Source organism: Pseudomonas sp. HC1(2025) (assembly GCF_058742075.1).
This window is the reverse complement of the sequence record NZ_CP196017.1, coordinates 3,603,864-3,626,594: the sequence shown is the minus strand read 5'-3', so window position 1 is coordinate 3,626,594 and position 22,731 is coordinate 3,603,864. Positions and strand designations below refer to the sequence as shown.

At 60.9% G+C, this 22,731-nt stretch carries 4 protein-coding genes and 2 pseudogenes; all 6 read right to left on the bottom strand.

Translation table 11 applies throughout. The features are described 5' to 3' along the window. Nucleotides 1-62 precede the first annotated feature (62 nt). Nucleotides 63-8,639 carry an amino acid adenylation domain-containing protein gene (locus tag ACSSVH_RS16050; RefSeq protein WP_492633459.1) on the bottom strand — a complete coding sequence of 2,859 codons (8,577 nt, stop codon included), beginning with the start codon at nucleotides 8,637-8,639 and terminating at the stop codon, nucleotides 63-65. Further along, nucleotides 8,639-11,971, bottom strand: coding sequence for an amino acid adenylation domain-containing protein (locus ACSSVH_RS16045; RefSeq protein WP_492633458.1), 3,333 nt, complete (start codon nucleotides 11,969-11,971; stop codon nucleotides 8,639-8,641). Before ACSSVH_RS16045 ends, ACSSVH_RS16050 begins: the two co-directional genes overlap by 1 nt. A 75-nt stretch (nucleotides 11,972-12,046) precedes the next feature. Then, nucleotides 12,047-15,253: pseudogene (locus tag ACSSVH_RS16040) on the bottom strand (amino acid adenylation domain-containing protein); the annotation flags it as partial. Next, nucleotides 15,239-19,849: pseudogene (locus ACSSVH_RS16035) on the bottom strand (amino acid adenylation domain-containing protein); the annotation flags it as partial. The pseudogenes ACSSVH_RS16040 and ACSSVH_RS16035, both read right to left, overlap by 15 nt. Before the next feature lie 188 nt (nucleotides 19,850-20,037). Continuing rightward, on the bottom strand, nucleotides 20,038-21,687 hold the full coding sequence (locus ACSSVH_RS16030) for a cyclic peptide export ABC transporter (protein ID WP_492633457.1): 1,650 nt from the start codon (nucleotides 21,685-21,687) through the stop codon (nucleotides 20,038-20,040). Nucleotides 21,688-21,825: 138 nt separating this feature from the next. Further along, complete coding sequence (gene pvdO / locus ACSSVH_RS16025) at nucleotides 21,826-22,704, bottom strand: dihydropyoverdine dehydrogenase (protein WP_169954765.1); 879 nt, start codon at nucleotides 22,702-22,704, stop codon at nucleotides 21,826-21,828. Nucleotides 22,705-22,731 lie beyond the last annotated feature (27 nt).

Sequence of the window (22,731 nt, the reverse complement as noted above, 5' to 3'; positions counted from 1 at the left end):
TCCTTATCAGGTAGTGCCAAACAAAAAAACGCCCCGCACGACAGGTCCGGGGCAGTAGCAGGTTAACCGGTCACCGTTTCACGCTGCGTCAATTGCTGGAGCAGGCTGTGCAGCAGTTGGCTGTTGTTGAGCATCTGGTAATGCCCGGCGACGATCCGCTCGTCCAGCACACTGCCCGCTACCGGGTTGGCGAAGTCTGGGGTACTGGCGTCGCAGGCCCACCAGCAACTGGCTGCGGCACGTGTCTGGGGCAGCGCCGTCAGTCCCAGGGAAAGTGCCTTGAGCTTCATCGCGACCATAAATGTCTGGGCCAATTCCTCGACGCTGATATCACTGAACGCTGAAGGGCCGGTGACTTGTTGACGGATATCCGTGATCAAGCCCTCCAGCCTCGCATGAGGGCTGTCGGCGGGCAATTCCACTACAGGCAGGTGCTCGGTAGCTTGGCCGAAGATCACTGCGAGGAAACCACGCAAGTCTTCGCCCCAATCCAGATCGGCCGCAACCGGGGCGGCGCAAGGGATAAAACTGTCGACCAGTCCCAGGAACTCTACTTCCTGGCCCTGCTTTTCCAGTTCCTGAGCTACCAGTACGGCGAGGGTTCCCCCCAGTGACCAACCGACCAATTGATAAGGCCCCTGGGCCTGTTTCTGGCGGATGTACTGGGCGTAGTCGATAGCCATGGACGCCAGCGATTCGTCCTGCCAATCACGGTCGAGCAGCATCCGGCATTGCAGGCCATAGACGCTGCGCTTGCCCTCCAGGCGACGGGCGAGAGTGTCATAGTCGAACACTGTGCCAAAGCCAGCATGCAAGCAAAATAGCGGTTGGGCGTGGGAGACGCGGCTATTGAGCAGCAGCAAAGGATCCAGGTCGGTGGCCGGGGCAAAGCCCGACAATTCGGCAATGGTCGGTTTGCCGATCATGTCCCGCAATTTCAGTTCAAGCCCCAGCTCAGGCATGCTGCGCACTTTGGACAGCACCTTGAGGATCCGTAGTGAGTCGCCGCCTAGTTCGAAGAAGTTGTCGGTCACGCCTACAGTTTCCAGTTCCAGCACTTGCTGCCAGATGGTCGCCAGGGCGTGCTCAGTTGCATTGCGCGGAGCCACAAACTCACGGCCCTTGAAGTCCGGATCGGGTAGAGCCTTGCGGTCGATCTTACCGTTGGGGTTAAGCGGCAAAGCAACCAGGCGGATGATCTGCGCGGGCACCATATAGTCCGGTAAATCGGCCTGGAGCAAACCCCGCAACCGCTCTGCAGGTGCCTCATCTGCTGGCGTCACGACGTAGCCGATCAGTTGCTTGCTGGCCCCTGTCTCGCGAGCGACAACGACCGCATCCTGCACTCCAGGAATATCCCGTAGCCTGGATTCGATTTCGCCGAGTTCGATGCGAAATCCACGGATTTTCACCTGGTTGTCCAGGCGACCCAAATAGTCAACCACGCCGTCATGGCGTTGTCGTACCAGATCGCCGGTACGGTATAGACGTGAGCCGTCGGCAGCGAATGGGTCAATGACAAACCGTTCGGCCGTCAGCCCCGGACGCTGGTGGTAACCCCTGGCCACGCCCTCACCACCGATGTACAACTCACCGGCTGCTCCCTCGGGCAAAGGATTGAGGTGCTCGTCGAGGACATACAATGTGCGATTGCCAACACGTGTCCCAATCGGTGCGTACACCGCGCCGCAGGTCTCATTGGCGGCGGCTTTCCACAGCAGCGGCGTCACCACGGTTTCGGTAGGGCCATAGCCATTGGTCAAATACGCAGGTTTGAGGGACTGCTTGACCAGCTCAAAGTTGGCATCAGCCACCGCATCCCCGCCAAAGCAGTAAATGCGTACCGGCGGCGGCGCCTTGCCACAATCACGGGCGTACTCCGCCAGTTGTTGCAGATAGGCCGGTGGGAAGCAGGCAATGCTGATCTTATGGGCGTGCAAGGCGTGCCAGGTTTCCTCGGGAGTCCATAGGCGGTTTTCGCGAACCACCAACTGGCCGCCGTGGGTCAAAGTACTGAGCCAGCGCTCCTGGGCCCCGTCAAAGGCAAACGACATGAACAACAGCTCGCGGGTGGCACTATCCATTTCATAGCGTTGACCGATAGCTTGGCAGTGCATACGGATCTGCCCGTGACTGACCGCCACACCCTTGGGTTTGCCGGTAGAGCCGGAGGTGTAGATCAGGTAGGCGAGGTTGTCGGCATCGATCAGCGGTGCCGGGCAGCTATCGGGCTGTGTTGCCAGTGACAGGGTATCGAGCTCAATCAGTGTGGGCGCCCACGGCTGGTCGAAGCGTTCGCGCAGCGGGCTCTGGGTCAGCAGCACCCCCATGGTCGAGTCTTCGACAATCCACTTCACCCGATCTTCTGGGTAGTCGATATCCAGCGGGACGTAAGCGCCGCCAGTCTTCATCACGGCGTAGAAGGCGACAATTACGTCCACCGAGCGTTCCAGGGCAACGCCAACGAAGGTTTCCGGTCCCACCCCCTGGGCGATCAGGTGATGGGCCAGACGATTGGCGCGTTGCTCAAGTTGGCCGTAGGTCAGCCGGTTTTGTTCGCAGGCTACGGCCACGGCATCGGGATTGCTGTCGGCATGCCTGCAAATCTGTTGTGCCAGTAGTTGTTGGCCATGGGGCTCGGTCGTCAGTTGATTGCGTTGCCACAACGTCCGTTGCTCTTCGGCGCTCAACATGGACAGGCTGCCCAGGGTCGCCGCCGGGTTGCCCAGCATGGCCAGCAACAGGGTTTCAAAGCTACGGCGCAGTTGCTCCACGGCCTGGACGGTGAAGCGGTTGCGTAGGTACATGAACTCGACGGTCAGGCGACTGCCAAGGTTGACCGCCAGGTCCATGGCGAAGGTAGTGACGTCCTGGCTCTTGGTTTCACCGAACCTGAGATCATCTTGCTCGGCCTCTTGCAGGCGCTCGTCCACCGGGTAGTTCTCGAACACGATGATGCTGTCGAACAACGCCTGGCCACCTTGGCCGGACCAGCGTTGCACATCGGCCAGTGATGCGTGTTCGTGATCGCGTACTTCCAGATTGTAGCTTTGCAGCTCTAGTAACCAGTCGCCCACCGTCTGCTGCGGCTGCGGGGTCTGGATGATCGGCAAGGTGTTGATGAACAACCCCAGGATCTCGTCCGAGGCCGCAAGGCCTGGTGGCCGACCGGCGACGGTACTGCCAAAGCACACGCTGTCTTGCCCGGTGTAACGCTGTAGCAATAGTAGCCAAGTCGCCTGGATCAGGGTGTTGGGAGTTACGCGCAGACGCTGCGCCTGATCTTTCAAACGCAGGGTTTGTTGCGCATCCCAGTTGAGATAGAGCGCCTGATGACCGTCGTTTTCCTGGCCGGGACGCGGAGACAGGCTATTGGCAAGCACGGTAGGGCCATTCAGCCCTTGCAGCTTGTGCTTCCAGAACGTTTCCAGCGATGCCTGCGGTTGGGCTTGCAGCCAGGCAATGTAGTCGCGGTACTTGCCGCGTTTGTGGCTCTGGGACTTGCCGTTGTAGACCTCGAACACTTCTGCGAGCAGGCGTGAGCTGCTCCAGCCGTCTAGCAGAATGTGATGGTTAGTCCAAATCAGGTAGAGCTTTTCGGCCGCCAACTTGACCAGCGTCAGGCGCATCAGGGGCGCGCAGAGCAAGTCGAAGCCTTCACGACTGTCGGCTTCGACTTGTCCTTGCAGGTCTTGCGCCGAGACTTCCCGCTCCTGCCAGTCAAGAACCCGTAGGGGCAGGACGGCGGTTTTGAACACCAGTTGCAGCGGCTCATTCAGATGGCTGGCGGCCCAGAAGCCGGTACGCAGGATTTCATGGCGCTCGATGACGGTATTCCAGGCGCAGGTAAAACGCGCGATATCCAGGCCACTGACCGGTACTGCTGTCTGATTGATGTAAGCCGCAGCCTCCGACGCTTCGAGGGTGTGGAACATCATGCCTTGCTGCATCGGCGAGAGAGGGTATATGTCCTCGATCTGCCGGACCGGGATACTCAGCGTATCCAGTTGTGCCTGGCTCAACCCAGCTAGCGGGAAGTCAGACGGCGTAGCGCCTTGATGCCTGGTATCGCAGCAGTAGGCAATCAGTTGTTCCAGTGCTTGCAGGCAACTATTGGCGAGGGTCTGGATAACCTCGACAGGGAAAACGTCGAGACTGAAGATCCAGCCCATGCTCAGCTGATTGTTGTAGACCTGGCTGTTGACGGTCAGCCAGTTGTCTAGGGGGGCTTCATTGTCCTTTTCAGCCCCCTGTGCTTCGCCCGACGGGGAAAACAGCGCACCTTGGGTATTGTCGAAGCTGCCATCGAACTGGCCCAGGTAGTTGAAGGTAATGCGCGGCATCGGTAATGCACCCAGGCGTGCCTGAGCCTGAGTGTCGCCCAGGTAGCGTAAAACACCAAAACCAATGCCTTTTTCGGGAATGGCCCGTAGTTGTTCCTTGACCTGCTTGATGGCGTCGCCAAGGTCAGAGTGGGCGGTCAACTTGACTGGGTACAGGCTGGTGAACCAGCCCACGGTGCGGGTCAGGTCGATGTCATCGAACAATGCTTCGCGGCCATGGCTTTCCAGCTGTATCAGTACGTTTTCACGGGCGGTCCATTGGCTGACAGCACGGGTCAGGGCGGTCAGGAGCAGGTCGTTGATCTGCGTGCGGTAGGCGCCAGGAGCTACCTGCAGCAACTGTTGGGTCAAGGCTTTGCTCAGTTGGACATTGACGGTAGTCGCCTGGCTATGCCGCTGGCTGCCTTCAGGGTTGGCCTGAGGCAGGTCGTGACTGGTTGTGTCCAGTTGCTGTTCCCAGTAGGCCAGTTCCTGCTGCAGGACCTCATGCCGGCCGTAGGCCTGCAACTTCTCGCCCCAGGTTTTGTAGGCACTGGTCTTTTCTGGCAAAGCGATAGCCTGGCCCGTTTGCAATTGGCGGTAGGTGCTTTGCAGGTCATCGAAAAGGATGCGCCAGGACACGCCATCGATCACCAGGTGATGGATCGCCAGCAACAGGCGCTGGCTACCATCGCTCAGGCTAACCAGTACCGCTCGCAGCAGCGGCCCTTCTTGCAGGTTCAGGCTGCTTTGGGCTTCGTCACCCAAAGACTGCAATTGCGTGGTGTCGTCAATCCGGGTTTGCCATAGCACCGAGACCGTGCTCGGGCGGTATTCGGCGTGCCAGCCATGTTCAGCCTGTGTGAAACCCAGGCGTAGGGCATCGTGGTGCTGGATCAGGGCGTCTAGGGCCTGCTCCAGCAATTGTGGGTCCAGGGGTGTGGCAGGTTTGAGCAAGACCGACTGGTTCCAGTGGTGACGCTGGGGGATGTCGGTGTCGAAGAACAGGTGCTGGATGGGCAGCAACGGTGCCAAGCCTGTGACCGGGCCCTGATCGATCGCGAGGTCCTGTCCATGGGTTTTCGCCACGCTGGCCAGGCCCTGGATGGTCTGGTGCTGGAACAGTTCCTTGGGGGTGAAGTGGATGCCGGCCTGACGCGCGCGGCTGACCACTTGGATAGATATGATCGAGTCGCCGCCCAGTTCGAAGAAGTTGTCGTTCAGACCGATTTTTTCCAGCTTGAGCACTTCCTGCCAGATATCGGCGATGCGCTGTTGCAGATCGTTTTGCGGCGCCACATACGTGTGCAGGGCCTGGCTGACATCTGGCGTGGGCAGGGCCTTGCGGTCGAGTTTGCCGTTGGGCGTCAGAGGCAGGTTGGCCAGGAACACCCAGTGGCTGGGCACCATGTACTCAGGCAGGCTTTCCTTGAGTTGGCGTTTGAGGGTGTCACGCAGTTGCGCCTGTGCTGCCCCGTCGCCAAGGGGGCCTGCGGTGGTGGCATAAGCGACCAGTTGCAGGTTTTCGGTGACTGTCAGGGCTAGGACGACGGCTTCGCGGATGCTTTCTTGCGCCAATAAGCGAGCTTCGATTTCACCCAGCTCGATACGCAATCCACGGATCTTAACTTGGTGGTCGATGCGCCCGACGTATTCTATGACGCCATCGGCACCATAACGGGTCAGGTCGCCGGTGCGGTACAGCCGTTCACCCGTAGTGGAAAACGGGTTAGGTACATATTTCTCCGCCGTCATTGCCGCCCGGCCGAGATAGCCTCGGGTAATCCCTGCACCGGCCAAGTGCAGTTCAGCAGCCACCCCGGTGGGCACCGGTTGCAGGTCGGCGTCGAGCAGATAGCTTTGGGTGTTATGCAAAGGCCGGCCAATGTTGGCCTGGCCGCCGGCCTCGCGGCGAGTCCAGGTGGAGTAGGTGGTGTCTTCGGACGGGCCGTAAAGATCGAAGACGTGCTTGATCGTGGTTTGTTGGTAGAGGCTATCCACCAGCGACTGTTTCAGTGGTTCGCCGGCCAGATTGATGATGTGCACGCTGTCAGGAATTTGTCCGGCTCGCTGCAGGGCATTGATCGCCGATGGCACGGTGTTTATCAGGCGGACCTGGTCGCGGGCCGGCAAGTCCGGTAGTTCCAGGGCATTGCGGGCAAGGACGATCGAGCCGCCATTGGCCAGGGTGACAAAGATTTCCCAGACAGACAGGTCGAAGCACACCGAAGTGGAGGCCAGTACGCCCTGGATATCCTCGCGACTATAAACTTGCTGCGACCAATGGATCAGCGCCAGCACATTGCGATGAGCAATTGCCACGCCCTTTGGTTTGCCGGTGGAGCCTGAGGTGTAGATCACGTAGGCCAAATTGTCTGCGGTGACCTGGGTGATCGGTACGGTCTTCGGGTATTCAGCCAGTTGATCCATCAGTAACACTCGCGCGCCGGTGTCGGGCAGGTCGGCGAGTAGCTCGGCTTCGGTCAGTAGGACTTGGGCGCGACTGTCTTCCAGCATGTAGGCAACGCGATCGGCAGGGTACTCGGGATCCAGCGGTACGTAGGCACCGCCGGCCTTGAACACACCGAGCAAGGCGACGATCAGCGCATCGGAACGTTGCATGGCTACGCCAACCCGAACTTCGGGGCCAACGCCGAGTTCAATCAACTTGTGGGCCAGTTGGTTGGCCCGGGCGTCCAACTCGCGATAGCTCAGGGTTGTAAGGCCATGGGTCACGGCCACGGCTTCAGGGTTACGCTCCACTTGTTGCTCGATCCACTGGTGAGTACAACACTCACCCGAGTGGAAGGAGGTGGTGTTATTCCAATCGTGCAAGATCTGCTGCTGTTCAGCCCCGCTGAGCAACGACAGGCTGGCGATAGGTTGGTGTGGCGCGGCGATGCAGCGTTCGAGCAGGTTCAGCCAATGCTGCCCGAGGCGTTCAATGGTGTTCGCTTCAAACAGGTCGCTGGCATAGTTCAGGGTCGCCGAAAGCCCTTGCGTCGACTCGAAGGTATTGAGTGTCAGATCAAATTGCGCGGTGCGACTGCCCCAAGTCATCTCTTCGATGTGCAACGAGGACGGCGAAAAATCTCCAGTGGCTGCACTACCCTGATGCTCACTGAGGTGGTTGTACATCACCTGGAACAGCGGGTTAACGCTCAGGTTACGCTCCGGTTGCAGGGCCTCGACCAGTTGCTCGAAGGGCAAGTCCTGATGGGCCTGGGCATCCAGTGCGGTTTGCTTGACCTGGGCCAGTAGCTCGCTGAAGGACAGCGGTTCATCGAAGCGCGCCCTGAGCACTTGAGTGTTGACGAAAAAACCCAGTAAACGCTCGGTTTCCACTCGGTTGCGGTTGGCTACGGGTACACCCACACGAATGTCGGCCTGGCGACTGTAGCGATGTAGCAGCGCCTGGAACGAAGCGAGCAACAACATGAATAAGGTCACGCTGTGTTGCTGGGCAAGCTGCTTGAGCTGCTGCTCCAGTGCTGCCGGAAGCGTGACCTTGATGTTCGCTCCCCGGAAACTCTGCACAGCGGGTCTTGGATGATCGGTGGGCAACTCCAGGACGGGTTGCTCGCGGCCCAATTGGTCTTTCCAATAGTTCAGTTGGCGCTCACTTTCCCCGGCCTCCATCCAGTGACGCTGCCAGATGGCGTAGTCGGCGTACTGGATTGCCAGCTCAGGTAATGCACTTGCCAGGCCCTGCTGGAAGGCGGAATACAGAGTGATCAACTCGTTGACCATTACCTGCATCGACCAGTCATCGGAGACGATATGGTGCTGGGTCAGTACCAACACATGATCGTGGTCACCCAATTGCAGTAGAGCGACACGCAGCAGTGGGCCTTCCTGCAAATCAAACGGTTGGTAGGCCTGGGCCTGGATAAACGCTTTGATCGCTGTTTCATCGAATGTCTTGGCGGTGCTCTGTTGAATCTGCAGCGGCATTTCCAGATGAATGACTTGCAGTGGCCGTTCTTCGCCAGTGGCAAACGTAGTACGTAGCGTCTGGTGGCGGGCGATCAAGGCATTGAAGCTTTGTTCCAGTACAGCAACGTCCAGCGGGCCGTTGAGGCGCAGGGCCGTGGGAATGTTATAGGCACAGCTGTCAGGGTCCAGTTGCCAGAGCACCCACTGGCGCTCCTGGGCAAAAGACAGGGGGACTGACTCGAAGGCCGACTGCACTTCTGGGATTGGGAGATTGGCGGGTGAAACCCCTTCAGCCAACATTTTCTCCAGGTACAGCTTGCGCTTTTCCAGGGGCAGGGTGATGAAGCGCCGGGCAATGCGGGCGGCGACAGCCTTATCCATCAGAACTCCTCCATTTCATCGAGCAAGGCTTCAAGCTTGTCCAGCTTCTGCGCGCTGACAGGCCCGGCCTGCTGCTCAAGCTGTGCGGCAAACGCGCCCAGGGTCGGATGTTGGAACATCAACTGCGGCGTCAATTGCATGCCCAGTTCCAGTTGCAAGCGCGAAACCACACTTACGACCAGCAGCGAATGTCCGCCCAGTTCAAAGAAGTGATCTTCAAGACCGATAGGTTCGACTTTCAACACGTCCTGCCAGATCTGGGCTATTTGCTGTTGCAAAGGGCTATTGGGCGCGACGTAGGTTTTTTGTACCTGGCTGGCGTCAGGTTTTGGCAGTGCCTTGCGCTCCAGTTTGCCGTTCGGACTCAAAGGCAATTGATCGAGGAAAAGCCAGTGTGCCGGCACCATGTACTCCGGCAGATGCGCCTTGAGACGAGCCTTGAGTATGTCGCGCAGGGCTGTGGCGTCGCTGTCCGAAGCGGGAACGATGTACCCGACCAGTTGCAAGCCGATGGCGGTCTCAACGGCCAGCACGGCCGCTTCATGCACTTCGTTTTGCGCCAGCAACTGTGCCTCGATTTCACCCAGCTCGATGCGCAAGCCACGAATTTTCACTTGATGGTCGATACGCCCGACGTATTCGATAACCCCATCGGGACGCTGGCGCGCCAGGTCGCCGGTGCGGTAAAGGCGTTCGCCTTTGGCATAGGGGCTTGCGACAAAGCGCTCGGCAGTCAGCGCCGGTCGTTGGTGGTAACCCCGGGCAAGGCCTTCGCCACCGAGGTACAGCTCGCCGATTACGCCAGGAGGGACAAGCGCCAGCTCTGCATTGAGGACCCACGTACTGAGGTTAGCGATAGGCCGGCCTATCGGTACGCTGCTGCTAGCCTCTTGATGACAAGTCCAATGGGTCACGTCGATGGCGGCCTCGGTCGGGCCATAGAGGTTATACAGGCTCGCGTTCGGCAATTTGGTGAACACCTGTCGCTGGGCATCGACTGACAGTGCTTCGCCGCTGCACACGATACGTTGCAAACCGCTGCACCGGGACACCTGCGTATCGGCCAGGAACACTTGAAGCATCGACGGCACGAAATGCAGAGTGGTGACGTGATGCTGATTGATCAACTCGATCAGTCGGGCCGGATCACGATGGTCTCCAGGGTTAGCAATCGCCAGGCGAGCGCCAGTCATCAGCGGCCAGAAAAACTCCCACACTGACACGTCAAAGCTGAATGGGGTTTTCTGCAGCACCGTGTCGTCCGCAGTGAGGCCATACGCCTGTTGCATCCAGCACAAGCGGTTGACCAGTGCGCAATGCCGGTTAGCTGCACCTTTGGGCATGCCGGTCGAGCCGGAGGTGTAGATCACATACGCCAGGTTTTGCGGGTCAAGGCAGACCGTGGGATTGGTGCTGGCGTAAGTGTTCGCAGCCGGTTCGTCTAGGCACAGTGTGAGAACGTTTGCAGGGACTGGCAGGGTATCGAGCACGGACTGTTGGCTGAGCAATAAGGTAATGCCGCTGTCCTGCATCATGTAGGCCAGGCGGTCGCTCGGATACTCAGGATCCAGTGGCACATAGGCGCCGCCGGCCTTGAGGATGGCCAGCAGGCCAACGACCATTTCCAGGCTGCGGTCGAGCGCAATGCCCACCATCGCGTCGGGACCTACGCCATGCTCGATCAGGCGGTGGGCCAACGTGTTGGCCTGCTGATTGAGTTGGGCGTAAGTCAGTCGCTGCTTGTCAAAAATCAGCGCTGTCGCGTCGGGAGTACGCTCGACTTGCTGTTCGATCCAATGGTGAATACAACGCTCAAGGGGATAGGCCGTAGCGGTATGGTTCCAGCCAAATAGACTCTGCTGCTGCGCGTCGCTGAGTAACGAAAAGGTGTTGATAGGCTGCTGCGGCGCTGCAATGCAGCGTTCCAGCAAGTTCAGCCAATGTTTCCCAAAGCGCTCAATGGTGCTGGCGTCAAACAGGTCGGTGGCGTAGTTCAGCGTTGCAGACAGACCCTGTGCCGATTCAAAGGTGTTGAGGGTCAGGTCGAATTGCGCGGTCTGGTGCTCCCTGCTCAGGCTCTCGACGTGCAAGGTGGAAGGTGATGACGGCCCACCGGCGGCAGCGCCCTGATGTTCGCTGAGGTGGTTGAACATTACCTGGAACAAAGGGTTGAGGCTCAGGTTACGTTCCGGTTGCAGGGCTTCGACTAGTTGCTCGAAGGGCAGGTCTTGGTGGGCTTGGGCCTCAAGCGCAGTTTGCTTGACCTGGGCCAACAGCTCGCTGAAGGATAGCGGTTCATCGAAGCGCGCCCTGAGCACTTGGGTGTTAACAAAAAAGCCCAGCAAGCGCTCGGTTTCAACCCGGTTGCGATTGGCCACGGGCACGCCGACACGAATGTCGGCCTGGCGGCTGTAATGGTGCAAAAGTGCCTGGAAGGAGGCGAGCAGCAGCATGAACAGCGTCACATTGCTCTGCTGGGCAAGCTGCTTGAGTTGTTGTGCCAGCGCCGTGGGAACCGTGACTGTGATGTTCGCCCCGCGATAGCTCTGCACGGCGGGTCGCGAGCGATCAGTAGGCAACTCCAGGACCGGTTGTTCGCCGCCCAGTTGGCCCTTCCAGTAAGCCAGTTGGCGTTCACTTTCCCCAGCCTCCATCCAGCGGCGCTGCCAGATCGAGTAGTCGGTGTACTGAATCGGCAGTGCTTCCAGCTCGACGGACAGGCCCTGGGAATAGCCACCGTATAGCTGCACCAACTCCTGGACCATCAGGTGCATCGACCAGTCATCCGAGACGATATGGTGTTGGACCAATAGCAATACATGATCATCGTCGGCCAGGCGCAGCAACTTCACCCGCAGCAACTGATCGTTGCGCAAATCGAAGGGTTGACGACTCCGGTGCTCGACGAAGTCCTTGATCAAGCTATCCGTGGCGCTATGTTCGCTCGTGACTTCCAGGACCATTGCGCTGCGCGGCTCGATCACCTGCATCACGCCCTGCGGCTCTTCGATAAACCGGGTGCGCAGGCTCTGGTGCCGCTCGATCAGGGTATCGAAGCTGCGTTGTAGCGCATCGATGTCCAGCGGGCCACGTAGGCGTAATGCCGTCGGCAGGTTATAGGCAGCGCTGGCAGGGTCCAGCAGCCAGAGAAACCACTGGCGCTCCTGGGCAAACGACAAAGGTATTTGCGCGAAGGCATGCCGGGTTTGTGGGATCGGCAGGCGCGACAAACTCATACCCTTTGCGTTCATTTGTTCATAAAGGGTCTTGCGCTGGGTAACTGGCAACTTGATAAAACGGTCAATCAAGTCGTTCAGGGCATTGGCTTGCATTTATTGGGTCTCCAGCACATCGAGCAGATCGAACAGATCATTCAATGAGTCATCAGGGGTTTGTCCGCCAGCGGGTTCGATACGGGATGCATAGTCTTGCAGCGAGGCACTTTCGAAAATCGTCGCCAGTGGCGCCTCGATCCCCAGGTTCAGGTGCACTCGGGATGTCACCTGAGTGGCCAGCAACGAGTTGCCGCCCAGGGCAAAGAAGTTGTCATCCAGGCCAATACGCTGGGTTTTCAGCACGGCTCGCCAGATATCGGCAATGTCGCTCTGCAACCCGCTTTGCGGTTCACGGTGTTCCTGGGCTTCGCTTTGCACGTCTACGCAGGCCAGAGCCTTGCGGTCGAGCTTGCCGTTGGGGTTGCGTGGCATCTGCTCCAGCACATGCACCTGGGCAGGAATCATGTAGGCCGGCAGGCGGGCCTTGAGGAAGGCCCGCAGCGCATCGATGCCTGAGTGAGTGTCACCTTCTTCCAGGGTCAGATAGGCAATCAACTGCTTGCCCAGCGGGTTCTCGCCGACCAGTACGGCCGCTTCGCGAACCCCGGGGAACAGCGCGATTTGCGCCTCGATCTCTCCCAGTTCGATACGGAATCCGTGGATTTTTACCTGCTGGTCCACACGCCCCAGGTACTCCAGGGCGCCGTCTTCCTTGCGTCGGCGCGCCAGGTCACCGCTTTTGTACAGGCGCTCCCCCGGCACTAGGGCAAAGGGGTTGGGCACAAAGCTGGTGGCGGTGCGTACCGGGTCGCCACAGTAGCCGCGCCCTACGCCGACGCCGGCAATGCAGATTTCACCCGTTGCCCCGGTGGGGATCGGCGACAGGTCGTCGTCCAGCACATACAGGCGATTGTTGTCGGTTGGGTAACCGATCGGGATGTAGGTGCGTTGAGTCGAGGCCGGGTCAATGTCGTAGAACGCCACATCATCAGAGCATTCAGCCGGGCCGTAGGCGTTGATCAGCTTGATCGCTGGGTAACGTGCCAGCCAGTCGGCAGCGGTTTCTGCTGGCAGCGCTTCGCCCGTCGGCAGTAGCCAGCGCAGGTCGGGAAGGTCGCTGTGTTGTTCGGTCAGCAGCGCCTGGATCAGCGCCGGGACAATTTCCAGTACGGTGATGCGTTGCTCTTTAACCTGTGTGAGCAGTGCCTGTGGGTTCTTCGAAATATCGTCGGCAAAAATACACACCTGGGCGCCGCACAGCAGTGCGGTGAGGAACTGCCAGACAGAAATATCGAATGACTGGGAAGCAGTCTGGGCAACGATGTCCTGGTCGGTCAGTTGCAGGTACGGCACTTTGCTCAACTGGTTATTGAGCATGCCGGCCTGTTCCACCATGACCCCTTTTGGTTGCCCGGTGGAGCCCGAGGTAAAAATCACATAGGCCAGGTTGTTCGGGCCGCTGTAGCGCCCAGGACGTTGCTGGTTGGCGTGCTTGGGTGGCAGATCTTCCCAGACCAGCAGGCCCACGGTATGACCGGGAGCGCTGGCGGCCAGTTCGGCAAGCAGCGTCTGGGCGTGCTCACGGTACTTGGCCGTGCAGACCAGCAGCGGTGTCTTGCTCAGGCGCAGGATGTTCTTGATCCGCTCGGCAGGATGGCTCGGATCCAGCGGCAGGTAGCCGGCACCGGCCTTGAAGGTGCCGACAATCATCGCCAGTAGTTCCAGGTCACGATCTGCCAGCAATGCCACGGGTTGGTCCAGGCCCACGCCGCGCTCAATCAAACGGTGGCCGAGGCTGTTGGCGTGGTGGTCAAGTTGCTCGTAGGTCCAGCTGCGGTCCCGGCACATGGCCGCTACACGCTGTGGGCTGGCATCGACATGGTGCTCGAACTGTTCGACGAACGAGCGCTGCAGGTCGTGGGGTACCTGCGATTGGTTGTGTTCAAGGACCCAGTCGCCCAGGCGCGTGGGATCAAGCAGCGTGATCTGGGCTAACGGCTGATGCAAGTGATGACGCAGGGCGACCAGCCATTGCTTGAACTCCTCCAACAGGCTGTCCATGGTCGAGCGTTCAAAGAAACGGGTGTCGTAGGACAGGTGCAGGCCCACCTTGTCGCTCGGGTAGACCACCACGGTCACCGGGTAGTTGGTGTGAGTCCGTGAGGATTCGGAGATCACCCCCATGTCCTGGGCGTCCTGGCCGACGGAGTCTTCCATCGGCGCGTTCTCGTAGACGAACAGGCTGTTGAACAGCGGCTGGCCTTTGAGGATCTCGCTGCACTCCTGGATGTTGACCAGGGGCAGGTAGTCATATTCACGCAGCGACACGTTCTTGTGCAGGATGCTTTGCAGCCAGGCGAGGGTGCTGAGTTGACTGTCCGGGGTAGGGATAGCGACCCGCAACGGTACGCTGTTGATAAACAGCCCCACGGTATTTTGCATCTCGGGAATATGCGCTGGGCGGCCGGAGACCGTGACACCGAACACCACGTCCCGCGAGCGGCTGTGGTTATGCAGGGTCAAGGCCCAGGCCGCCTGGACGAAGGTGTTGAGGGTGAGGTGGTAGCGTGTCGCGGCCTCTTGCAGCGCAGTACTGTCTTGCTGGCTGAGCCAGGTGTAATTGTCGCCAATCACCGACACCGAGTGCGCAGCCACTTGCGGATGATCCACCGGGAGTGACGTGGTGTGTTCCAAGCCTGCCAGTTGGTCTTGCCAGAACGTCGTGGCGGCCGTGCGATCCTGGTGTTGCAACCATTGGATAAAGTCGCGGAAGCGGTAGGGCGTGGCCAGCTCACAGGGCTTGCCTGCCAACCTGGCATGGTAGATCTCGAAGAAGTCCGACATCAACAACGAGCGGCACCAGGCATCCAGCAGGATATGGTGGTTGCTCATGACAAACCGGTGGGACTGGTCGGCCAGCAGGATCAGCTTGAAGCGGATCGGAGGCTGCAAGGCGAGATCGAAGCCGGTTTCCCGCTCTACCTTGAGCAGGTGTTCGATTTGCGCCTGCACCCGATCCATTGGCACATGGCTCAAGTCCACGCGTTCGACCTGCACGCTGCTGTTTTTGTGGATGACTTGCAAAAGCGTACCGCCGGTATTCCACAGGAATGACGCCCGAATCGCTTCATAGCGTTGCACCACCTGCTGCCAGGCCGCCTCGAAGTGTGGATAGTCCAGCGTTTCCTTGATGGTGTAGCACTCTTGCATGAAGTAAATGCCGGAGTTTTTTTCCAGCAGCGTGTGCACCAGCAAGCCTTCCTGCATGGGCGACAACGGGTAGATGTCTTCGATCTGCTGGACTGGAATGCTCAGAGTGTCCAGTTGTGCCTGGCTCAACCCGGCCAATGGAAAGTCCGAGGGGGTTGCACCTTGATGATTGGTATCGCAGCAATACGTGATCAACTGCTCGAGCGCGAGCAGGCAGTTGTTGGCGAGGTTCTGGATAGCCTCGACAGGGAAGACTTCATGGCTGAAGGTCCAGCCCATGCTCAATTGGTTGTCATAGACCTGGCTATTGATGGTCAGCCAGTTACCCAAAGGCGTTTCGGCGCTTTTTTCGGCACCACGTTCCTCGCCAGTGGGAACAAACAGCGCGCCGTCGGCACTGTCGAAACTACCGTCGAACTGGCCCAGGTAATTAAAGGTAATGCGCGGCACGGGCAATGCGCCGAGGCGTTCCCGAGTCTGGGCGTCGCCCAGGTAGCGAAGAACGCCAAACCCAATGCCTTTGTCAGGAATGGCCCGCAGTTGCTCCTTGACCTGTTTGATTGCTTCGCCCAAGTCCTGATGGGCGGTCAACTTGACCGGGTACAGGCTGGTGAACCAGCCGACGGTGCGAGTCAGGTCGATATCATCGAACAGGGCTTCGCGGCCGTGGCTTTCCAGTTGGATCAGGACGTTGTCGCGCGCGGTCCATTGGCTGACCGCACGGGTCAGGGCAGTCAGCAGTAGATCATTGATTTGCGTGCGGTAGGCCGCGGGCGCGACTTGCAGCAGTTGTTGGGTCAGGGTTCTGCTCAGTTGAATATCGACAGTCGTCGCCTGGCTGTGCCGTTGCTTGCCTTCAGGATTGGCTTGCGGCAGGTCGTGGCTGGCAGTCTCCAGTTGCCGTTCCCAGTAGGCCAGTTCGGGTTGCAACTGCGCACTCAACCCATACCCCCGCAACTTCTCCCCCCACGCCTTATAAGCGCTGGTCTTCTCCGGCAATTCAATCGCCTTACCCGCCTCTACCTGCCGGTACACGGTCTGCAAATCATCAAACAAAATCCGCCACGACACGCCGTCCACCACCAGGTGATGAATAGCCAGCAGCAAACGCTGGCTACCGTCCCCCAGGCTGACCAGCACCGCTCTAAGCAACGGCCCGTCTTGCAGGTTGAGGCTGCGTTGGGCTTCGTCGCCCACCGAGTGCAACTGTGTGGTGTCGTCGATGCGGGTTTGCCATAGCACCGAGGTTGTGCTCGGGCGGTATTCGGCGTGCCAGCCGTGTTCAGCCTGGGTGAAATTCAGGCGCAGGGCGTCGTGGTGGTGGATCAGGGCGTTGAGGGTCTGTTCCAGCAGGTGCGGGTCCAGCGGGGTGGCGGGTTTGAGCAGGACCGATTGGTTCCAGTGGTGACGCTCGGGGATGTCGGTGTCGAAGAACAGGTGTTGGATCGGCAGCAGCGGGGCTGGGCCTGTGACCGGGCCCTGATCGATTGCGAGGCCCTGGCCGTGGTTTTTTGCCACGCTGGCTAGGCCCTGGATGGTCTGGTGCTGGAACAGGTCCTTGGGGGTGAAGTGGATACCGGCCTGGCGCGCGCGGCTGACGACCTGGATGGAGATGATCGAGTCGCCGCCCAGTTCGAAGAAGTTGTCGTTCAGGCCGATTTTTTCCAGCTTGAGTACGTCTTGCCAGATGCTGGCGATACGCTGTTGCACTTCGTTCTGCGGGGCTACGTAGGCGTGCAGGGCCTGGCTCGCGTTGGGGGCGGGCAGGGCCTTGCGGTCGAGTTTGCCGTTGGGGGTCAAGGGCAGTTGCGCGAGGATCAGCAGGTGGCCGGGGACCATGTAGTCCGGCAGGTGTTCGCCGAGGTGGGCCTTGAGGGCCTCGCGCAAGGCGTCCTGGCGGGCAGTGTCCGTTGCCAGCGCTGTCGGCACCACGTAGCCCACTAACTGCGCGCCGCCCAGGGTTGGGTGGGCGATGACCACGGCTTCGCGCACCGCCTCGTGTTGCAGCAGTTGCGCTTCAATTTCCCCCAGTTCGATACGCAGGCCGCGGATTTTGACCTGATGGTCGATGCGCCCGATGTAGTCGATGACCCCATCGGCGCGGTAGCGGGCCAGGTCGCCGCTGCGATACAGGCGCGCGCCGTTGCCTGCGAACGGATCGGGAATAAAGCGTTCGGCGGTCAGCCCCGGGCGCTGGTGGTAGCCCTGCGCCAGGGAGTCGCCGCCGATCAGCAGTTCGGCGCTGGTGCCCATGGGGCACAGTTGCAGGTCGTGGTCCAGCAGGTAGGTGCGCACGTTGGCGATGGGGCGGCCGATAGGGGCAATGGCGCCCTCGGGCAAACTCTCGACATCAAAGAAGGTGCTGTCGATGGTGGCTTCGGTTGGGCCGTAAAGGTTGCACAGGCGGCCGTTCCAGCGTTCGCGCAATTGTGCGACCAGCGGGGTGCCGAGGGCTTCGCCGCCGAGCAGCAGCAGGCGCAGGGATTGCATCTGTGCGCCCTGCTCATCGGCGAGCAAGGCTTGCAGCAGGGAAGGCGCCATTTGCAGCACGCTGATGCGCTGGGCGGCTACTTGCGACCACAGCACTGACAGGTCTTCGGCCAGCTCGCTGGAAGCCAGGACCAACTGCGCACCGTTGAGCAATGGCAGCCAGAACTCCCACACCGAGGCGTCGAAGCTAAAGGCGGTTTTTTGCAAGACCCGGTCCGCAGCGCTCAGGCCCAGTTCGCCCTGCATCCACAGCATATGGTTGGTCAGGGCGCCATGACGCACTTGCACGCCCTTGGGCTGCCCGGTGGAACCGGAGGTGTAGATCATGTAGGCCAGGTTGTCGGCGCTGACCGTTACCTGGGGGTTGGCGCTGTCATAGCCTTCCAGCCAGTCGCTGTCCTGGTCCAGGCTCAGGGACGGCAGGCTGTCAGGGGCGGGCAATGCCAGGCTGCTTTGGCTCAGCAGCAGGCCGATGCCGCTGTCGTTGATCATGTAGGCCAGGCGTTCGGCGGGGTAGGCCGGGTCCAGCGGCACATAGGCGCCGCCGGCCTTGAGCACGGCCAGCAGGGCGATGACCATCTCCAGGCTGCGTTCAAGGCCAAGGCCCACGCAGACGTTGGGGCCGACGCCCAGTTCCAGCAGTTTGTGGGCCAGTTGGTTGGCGCGGCGATTGAGCTGGTCCAGGGTCAGTTGCTGGTCGCCGAACACCACGGCGACAGCCTGTGGCTGGCGTTCGGCTTGCTTGGCGACCAACACGTGCACAGGCGCTGCGTCGGGGTAGTCGACGGCCGTGGCATTGCACTGCGCCAATTGCTGCCCGCGCTCTTGGTCGCTGAGCATCGGCAGTTCGCCGATCAGGGCTTGGGGCTGCTCGATCATGCCCTGCAACAGGTTCTGCCAGTGCCCGGCCAGGGTGGCGACGGTCGCCGGACGCAAGCAAGCGGCGTCGTATTCAAAATGCGCGGTGATCTGCTGCTGGCTGTATTCCACGTCCAGCGACAGGTCGAACTTGGCCTGCAGCGGGTGGCTGTCCATAAACCTCAGCTCCAGCGGGCCCAGGTGCAGGGCCTCCTCCTGCGCGGCGCCGACGCGCCAGTTGAACAGGGTCTGGAACAGCGGGTTGGCCTGGGGGCTGCGTTGCAGGTGCAGGTCTTCGAGGATCAGCTCGATGGGGTAGTCGGCATGTTCCAGGGCGGCCAGGGACTGCTGGCGCAGGCCCTGGAGGAACGCGCTGCAGGTTTGCTCGGGCGCCAGCCGCGCGCGATACACCTGGCTGCTGACAAAAAAGCCCACCAGGTCCTGGATCTGCGCCTGGTTACGGGTGGCGTTGGGCACGCCGACGGTGAAATCGACCTGGCCGCTGTAGCGCCCCAACAGCAACTGCCAGGCACCCAGGAGCACCACGAAAGGCGTCAGGCCCTGTTGCTGGCAAAAGGTCTGGAGGCGCTCGCTCAGGTGGGCGGGCAACGCGTGCCGATGATGGCCGGCACCGGCGGGCTTTTCCAGGCGCTCGCGAGGCAGCTCCAGGGTGGGGATTTCGTCGCCCAGGCAGGCTTTCCAATACTGCGCGGCTGCGCTGTGTTGCGGCGTCTGCGGGTAGTCCTGGCGCTGCCATTGGGCGTAGTCGGCGTACTGGATGGCCGGGCGCGGCAGGGCCTGGCCCGGTTGGCCGAGGGCGCTGGCCAGGTCGTGGATCAGGATCGGGTTGGACCAGGCGTCCGAGACAATGTGGTGCATGTTGAGCAGCAGCACGTAGTCCTGCTCGGCCCGTTTGAGCAGGCTGCTGCGAATCAGCGGCGCCTGGCGCAGGTCGAAGGGTTGGGTGGCGTGCTGGCGGATACGCTGTTGCAGCAGCAGGTCGCGCTGCTGGCTGTCCAGGGCGCTCAGGTCCTCTTCCAGCAGGGTCAGCCGCGCATCATGCTCGATGACTTGCAGCGGCGTGCCGTCGGTGTCGCGAAAGGCGGTGCGCAGGATATCGTGGCGGTCGATCACCCGGTTCAGCGCTGCTTCCAGGGCGCGCGCGTCTACCGGGCCCTTGAGGGCAATCGCCCGTGGCAGGTTGTAAGCATGGCTCTGGGGATCGAACTGTTGCAGGAACCACAGGCGCTGCTGGGCGAACGACAGCGGTACCGGGTCATGCCCGGCGAGGCTCTGGATGGACTGCCCGGCGCCGGCTTCATCGGCCAGCAACAGGGCCAGCAGGTCGTCGTCGGGAAGTTGGTTCAATTGGTTCATGATCGATCTCGTCGCCGTCGGCAGAGGAAATAAGCTGTGTCAGGAAGACGAAGTTCGATCGATCAGATTTAGGCGCAATAGCCGGCGGGAGGCGTTGTAGGAGCCGGCTTGCCGGCGATGAGGCTCGTGGCTTCATCGCATGCCTTGAGGCAGCCATCGCCGGCACGCCGGCTCCTGGGGGAGGGAGGTCAGGCGCAGGCTTTTTCGCTGATGACGCGACCGGCCTGCATGCGTACCAACTGGTCGGCGACGTCGAAGTAACGGTCGTCGTGGGAGATGACGATGATGGTCTTGCCCAGGCGCTTGAGGTCCGGCAGCAGCTCGGTGTAGAAAATCCGTCGGAAGGTCGGGTCCTGGTCGGCCGCCCACTCGTCAAATACCAGCACCGGACGCTCATCGAGCCAGGCGTTGACCAGGGCCAGGCGCTTGCGTTGCCCGGTGGACAGGTCGGTGGTGGTGAACGCGCCATCGCGCACGCTGACCTTGTGCGCGATCTCCAGGCGCTCCAGGTATTGGGTGGCGTCGTCGGGCAGGGCCTTGTCGTTCTGCACCAGGTCGTCGAACAGGAAGTAGTCGGCAAAGATCGTGGTGAACATCTGGCGGTAGTCGTCCAGGCCCAGGGCGTCCACGGGCAGGCCGTTGAGGCGGATTTCGCCTTGGTGCGGGGTGTACAGGCCCAGCAGCAGCTTGATCAGGGTGGTCTTGCCGCAGCCGTTTTCGCCGACGATAAACAGGATTTCCCCAGGCTCGATGCTCAGGTTGACCGGCCCCAGCTTGAATGGCTCGCTGCCTTCCACGGGCGGGAAGGCGTACTGCACGTTGCGCAGTTCCAGGTGCTTCATCACCGGCACGCTTTTGTCGGCGTCATCGAGCAGCAGGTGCGGTTCCGGCGAGGAGAAGCGCTCCGACAGGTCGGCAATGCGCCGGAAGGCGATTTGTGCGCGGCTGATGATCGGCAGGTTGCCGATCAGGTTTTCCAGCGGGCCTTTCATGTACAGCAGCACCAGGACAAAGCCGCTCATCACCGCCGGGTCCGAGCTGGGCCAGAACTGTTGCAGGGTCAGCGCCAGGCCGATGACCACGAAAAACAGCATCGAGCCCAGGCTCTTGGCGATCACAAAAATATTGATCGAGCGGATATGGGTGTCGCAGATATGGTCGGCGGTGCCCTGGATATTGCGGGTGTGCATGGCGTGCCGGCGTGGGCGATGGATGCGCAGTTCCTTGGCGCCCTCGGCAATTGCCGAGTAGTGTTTTTGCAGGTTGTCTTCGGCGTCACGGGCCGCGTAGAAGCCCTTGATGCCTTTGCTCTGGGCCACGAACTGCACCGCCGAACCAATGCCGATGGCCAGCAGGGTCATGAGGAAGATCGGCCAGGACAGCACCGCCAGGTAGCCCAGGCAGCCCAGGATCACCGTGGTCGAAATCGCCAGCGGGGCAAAGGCGAAGGCAAAGTCGCTGATGGTGTCCACGTCATGGGTCAGCACCGGGATCAGGCGGTGGGTGCGATAGCGCTCGATCTGCTCGATGGGCGCGGCGAGCACCTTGGCGCCGAGGTCCTTGCGCAGTTTGGCAATCACCTTCTGCCCAACGAAGTTGGTGCCGATATCGGCGCCGATGCTGCTGAGCAACGCCAGCAGGCACAGCCCGGCGAAGGCCAGGACCACGCCGGTGCCCATGCCGTCGGCGCTGTGCAGGCCGCGGTTGACCGTGGCCAGCAGCGCGGTGACGCTGAGGCCGCCGACGATGCCCAGGGTGATGGAAGAAATGACAATCCGTCGATAGGGCTTGAGCAGGCTCAAGAGTTCGCGAATGGCGCTGCGCGGTGCTGCGGTCATGAAACTACCTCGATCGCGACGTGGCTACGTGCTGTGGGCAAGTGAAGGCCTGCGCGCGAAGGTTTACCGCTGGCAGGCCGATAGTAGGAGGACGAGTCGGGCCGGGCGCGATTTAGCCGCGTCCCGAGTTGCACAGGCTCAGAGCTCCCGTGCCACGCGAAAGCCCAGCCAGTCGCCGCGCACGTTGGGGTAGAGGTTGTTGCGGTTGCCGGAGCGGGAAAACACCGGCGCCTCGCCCCAGTCGTTGCCGCGAATCTGCCGCACCTCGCATTGCCCGGTCAGCCAGGCACTGCCATCGCTGGGCGCTCCCACGTAGCTGTCGTTTTCACAGTCTTCGACCCATTCGTAGACGTTGCCATGCATGTCATACACGCCGAACGCATTGGGCGCATAGCTGCCGGCCGGCGCGGTGTAGCTGTAGCCATCGGCCGGCCCGTAGGTGTTGGCGTGCTTGGCGATGCTGTATTCCTTGCCCTCGTCGAACGGGAACGGGAAGGGCCCGGAGGTGCCGCCACGGGCGGCGTACTCGCGCAGGGATTCGCTGACCATGCGGTACTGCTTGCCGGTTTTCTTCGACAGCCAAGCGACATAGGCGCGGGCTTCGGCAAAGTCCATGCACACGGCCGGATGTTTGGCGCTTATCTTATAGGTGGGCTTGCCAGCCGTGCATTTGCGGCCGGGGCGGTCGTCGCCGTCGGGCATTTTGTAGCCGGTTTCTTGCAGGTAGCTGTCCCATTCGCCGGCCAACACCTGGAAGCGGCTGATGGCCACGGGTTTGGCGAAGGTCACGTCATGGATCGGGCCTTCATCGGGCTGGCGGCCGACTTCATCGTCCGGGGTGCCCATCTTGAAGGTTCCGGTGGGCAGCACCACCATTTCCGGGCAGTTCTTGCAGTCCTTGAACACGGTGCCGGGCTTGGGCGGCGTGGCGGCCTGGGCGGAGGGTGCCAGGCAGGCGATCAATGCCGTCAGCGCCAGGGACTTGAGCAGCGTTGGGGTGAGCGGTTCATCGTTCATGAGTCGTCTCGTGGGCAAGAAAAAAGG

Bases quoted from the DNA above. Each gene is read 5' to 3' on its own strand.
- ACSSVH_RS16045 (WP_492633458.1), bottom strand. From the start codon at position 11,971: ATGCAAGCCAATGCCCTGAACGACTTGATTGACCGTTTTATCAAGTTG.
- pvdO (WP_169954765.1), bottom strand. From the start codon at position 22,704: ATGAACGATGAACCGCTCACCCCAACGCTGCTCAAGTCCCTGGCGCTG.
- ACSSVH_RS16030 (WP_492633457.1), bottom strand. From the start codon at position 21,687: ATGACCGCAGCACCGCGCAGCGCCATTCGCGAACTCTTGAGCCTGCTC.
- ACSSVH_RS16050 (WP_492633459.1), bottom strand. From the start codon at position 8,639: ATGGATAAGGCTGTCGCCGCCCGCATTGCCCGGCGCTTCATCACCCTG.